The sequence below is a fragment of the Acinetobacter seohaensis genome (assembly GCF_056431365.1).
In genome coordinates, this window is the sequence record NZ_JBWKMK010000010.1 from 1 (window position 1) to 4,124 (window position 4,124).

At 38.9% G+C, this 4,124-nt stretch carries 3 protein-coding genes; all 3 read right to left on the reverse strand.

Going from position 1 to position 4,124, the window contains the following annotated elements:
• Positions 1–710 precede the first annotated feature (710 nt).
• The 3 genes from AC07E5_RS01140 to mobC are packed head-to-tail and all read right to left on the reverse strand — an operon-like array spanning position 711 to position 3,868.
• Entirely contained in the window at positions 711–1,616 is a 906-nt protein-coding gene (locus AC07E5_RS01140) for a hypothetical protein (protein ID WP_498624489.1), read from the reverse strand.
• Positions 1,617–1,653: 37 nt separating this feature from the next.
• A complete protein-coding gene (locus AC07E5_RS01145; protein ID WP_498624490.1) occupies positions 1,654–3,468 on the reverse strand; it encodes a relaxase family protein in 1,815 nt (604 codons plus the stop codon).
• Complete coding sequence (mobC, locus tag AC07E5_RS01150) at positions 3,458–3,868, reverse strand: plasmid mobilization relaxosome protein MobC (protein ID WP_180169967.1); 411 nt, start codon at positions 3,866–3,868, stop codon at positions 3,458–3,460. The genes AC07E5_RS01145 and mobC overlap by 11 nt, the downstream gene beginning before the upstream one ends.
• Between the last annotated feature and the right edge of the window lie 256 nt (positions 3,869–4,124).

The following is a 4,124-nucleotide window of genomic DNA, read 5'->3' on the forward strand; positions in this document are numbered from 1 at the left end:
ACGCTCAACTCTTTCTCACCGTCCCCACATCCCTCGCTTTGCTCGGGCTGATGGTGAACGTTGAGAGAGTTTCGGCAATACTTTCCCTAAGAGGCTTTGATTTAAAAAAATCAAATATCCTCTTAAGTATTGCCGATTAACCTGTAATTGGGCTGACGGAGCCACGCATCGGTCGTATCCGCACATGGTTTTGCTGACCATGCAGACAAGGACTAAAGGTTTTGCACCTTCTCCCACGCGCTCCCTGTCGAAGTATGGTGGTATCTCTGCGAGGATTGCTCCAACATGCAACTTAACCAACCTATACAACTACTTCCAACGCTCCGCCTATGTGAGATCCCCTGTAAGCGGTTTAGCCTTGCGACTATCGCTACGATGCACCAGTGACACTTATTCCCTCCACATGCACCGCATATCTTCCTTAAAAGGGCGCACAGAAGTAGATAAAGCTCGACCGTTAGGTGCTTATTTGATGATTTAAACTACTGAATTAACGAAGGACTTCAAATTTAGGCTTGTCAAACTGTTCTAATTCTTTAAAATAGATAGTGGTACTAGCCTTTAAGGTGAATATCAGTACGAGTTTCCAGCTCTACCGATCTTTCGTTAATTGATGTTGGAAGCATCAAATAACTGTACCCACTGAATTTAATGTAAAAGCCCAATAACTTGCAAGAGTTATTGGGCTTTTTACTTAATTAAAAAAATATTTAAATAAGACTTTCAAAGTATGCTGTACCTGTTCCAAGCCCTTGCCCAGATTCATTACCAGCCCCTTCGAAATTAAAATTAATAATATAATTCCCGCTACTAGGTAATTCATATTCTAAATCTGTACCACATACCTGTTTAAGTAGATTATATTGATCATCATAAACACGTATTCCCGTACTATACCTATAAGCTCCACTACCACCTGAAGCAGCACATCGACCTTCTTGTATTATTGTGAGGGGTGAATTTAATAAGACTGAAAGATGAATTTTTGTAGCTTCTGCTGCTGAATACTTAAAATAATTTGAAAATGAATCATGGTTTAAATTATTAGATGTTTGTAGTGTTGTAGGATTTGTTGGTGTTCCAACTTTTCCATGTGGGTTTGTTATCGCTGAATTTCCTGATACAACCGCAACTAAAAGCTTACCATTACTTCTATTAGACAAAGGCAAAGAAATAATATCTTGTTTTGAATCTGAATAATTTAAAATTAGACTATCTGTGCAAACAAGCTCATTAGCTTCTCTATCTCTTAGAGTAAAAACAGGGCTAGTTGAATAATTTGCAGCACATCTTACTCTTTGTTGAAGAACAAACGGTAATTCGTAATTAGCTTTTAAAAATAGGGTTGTATTACTACTACCGCTAAATAAGAAATTATTGTAAAAAGGATTGGTTGTTAAGTTATGTGTAACACCATCAACAAGAATTTTAGGATTACTCAAGCTTCCATCTGGATTATTTCCTGAATTATCTCCTGAATTATCTCCTGAATTATTTCCTGAATTATTTCCTGAATTATTTCCTGAATTATCTCCAGAACCACCACCACAACCAGAAATAAGTAGTGCTATAACTAATGGTATTAATGTAAAGTTCTTATTCAATTGATTTTCCATAAAAATATTTAAAACTAATAAGATTATTATGTAGCAACTACATACCAAAATCTATCCCTCGATCTTGCTTAGGCCGAGGTTTTTCCATCTCTACTTTTCGCTCATTCATCTGGAGGATATTTTTTTCAATATCTCTGACGTTTCGATCAAATTCTGCTGAGCTTTGGCTACTTCTGACGAGACTGAACGCTGTACGGTTGAGATTCTCTCCAATGCTTCTTCGTTGTTGGCTGTAATCTGGCTCATCTCTCGAACTTTGCCATTGATCTGCTCGGTATAGCTCGCTGTACTGCGTTCTAGCTCGTGAAATTGCTTCTGTATTGTCGATAATGATTTCTGTGCTTGCTGTAAGCTCTGCTGATCGCTCTCGATTGCTTTTGATTGAGCTGACAAGGCTTGGATAATCTTGGTTTGCATTGTGTCTAAAGCTTGCTGTTGCTTCTGCAATTGCACTTGTTGTTGCAGTAATTGTTGCTGTTGTTCTTCGATGATTCTCAATAATTGTGTTTCTAATTCGGTCATCGTTTAATACCCCATTGGAATCATGTAGCCATTCTGCCATTCGCCTGCTTTCTTGTTGATCTGAATACATAGGCGCTGGGCTTTGCTGTCTGGTCGCTTGCAGGTACTGATCATCAAACTGCCCCCCGATCTGTTCAAATGGTCGACCCTCATTTGTTTCTCGTTGATTACGGTATTTAGCGTCTGCATCTCGCTGTACTTGTTTTTGGTGACGAGACCAAGCGAGAAAATCGCTATAAGCAAAATAACTGCTGCTGAAATCAGTCCCATATTCAAAATGGTAAGTTTTTTCTGTACGGCTTGATTCTGAGCTTGCTGTTCTTGGCTCTGTATCTGCTCGTTTAATTGCGTTAAATGGCTCAATTTCGATTGCAGCAAGGCTTGATACTGGCTCAACTGCTTCTCGACCGTCTGGGCGTTGTTTTGAATGCTCTGGGCTATTTTCTCGTCCGACTGTTGGATAGCGGTCGCTGTGATATTGGCTCTTGTGTTCAAGCTGTCTCTGATACTCTGTGACGTTTGCTCGATACCGCTCAGAAGCTGTTCCTCTGTATTCTTCAATTCGTTGTTGTACTTCTTGTCGATATTCGCCAGTAGCTCTAAAGCCTTGCTCATAAATCTCGCCCTCTAAACGGATGGGACGTTTTGCGCCCTCATATGGGTTTTCAATGGATATGGAATTTTTTACTTGTCGGGTGACATTGATTTGATTCAATTCAAGCCATTGCACCAATTCTTGCCGATCGGCAACTTCACCATTGGCAACCGCTCGATAAACACGTTGATGTAACTGCGCTTTAAAATCCTTAATATCTTTGGGTAGGTTCTTTTTATTTAAAAATAGCTGTCGATGCTCAGGATCATCGGGGTCATACAGTGAATGCTCGGTATTGGTGATCTGCTTAAATAGATCAACTCGATCTAAATCGACTGGCGCATAGAATGGCTGTAATCGTTTTCCTGTTGAAAGCTCAACATTAGGAATCACAAAATTAAGCTCAAGCCTTGTCTCACCTGTGTCCTGATTAACTTTGTCTTGGTGCTGTACCCATAAAATTTGATATTGGTCTTTATCTAGTCCCGGGAATAAACATTCCTCAAAATTTTGCATGATCTGCTGTTTATCCTGGTCAGATAAATCATGTTCATAAAAAGACAAACAGCCTGAAGTATATTTTTTGGCAAAAGGACTGCTATCAATCAATTGCGCTGTTAGCTCTACATCACCACTTAAAACCTGTGCATGTTCTCGCTCTCGATCTTCACCCAATAAATAATCAAGACAACCTTTTGACAAACCTGAACCATGTCGAAAAAAATCAACGATCATCTGGACGTAACTCCCGAAGCTGCTGATCTATGGAAATCAACAAATGAAGTAACTTCACTTTGTCAAAAGTACCTACACCTGCAATATCGGTATTCACTGCTTTAGCAATCTGATTCACATTGTTGCCAATCCGACCAAGCTCTAAAATTAATGCTCGCTCTGTCTTGCTATACGAAGATTCAACAACCTTTGTTGCTTTAATTTTTTGGTCATCTTCTGCTTTGGAATTATGGATTCTAGTTGCTTTCTCGACTGCTGCTTGTCTAAGTAACTTTGCAATCGAACCATAAGGATTGTTGGAATCAAGCAATTGATATTCTGATTCTGAAAGTCTGACTTTAAAAGTTCGTTCTCGAACTGCTTTACCTTGCTTATTCTCTTGTTGTTCCTGTCCTAACATTTCAATCTACCCTGCTTTGGCTTTTGTAAGCTTTAAATTGGAAAATCTTTGATTTTTCTTTTTAAAGCTTTTCGGGGGTATCGGGGGTGAAGCCCCTGATCAAGGTCACAGACTATCACTGTTTAACGTAGTTAAATAGGGGTAGCTGTGTATCCTTGCTTATTTAAAAATGGACAGAGTTGTTATATAAAAATTAAATCAAATGACACGGTATATAAACTCTAAGAAGTATTGGCATGAATCTTGTAAAAACAAA

What these genes read in the sequence shown, in the direction of transcription:
- AC07E5_RS01145 (WP_498624490.1), bottom strand. Translation starts at nt 3,468, where the DNA reads ATGATCGTTGATTTTTTTCGACATGGTTCAGGTTTGTCAAAAGGTTGT.
- AC07E5_RS01140 (WP_498624489.1), bottom strand. Translation starts at nt 1,616, where the DNA reads ATGGAAAATCAATTGAATAAGAACTTTACATTAATACCATTAGTTATA.
- mobC (WP_180169967.1), bottom strand. Translation starts at nt 3,868, where the DNA reads ATGTTAGGACAGGAACAACAAGAGAATAAGCAAGGTAAAGCAGTTCGA.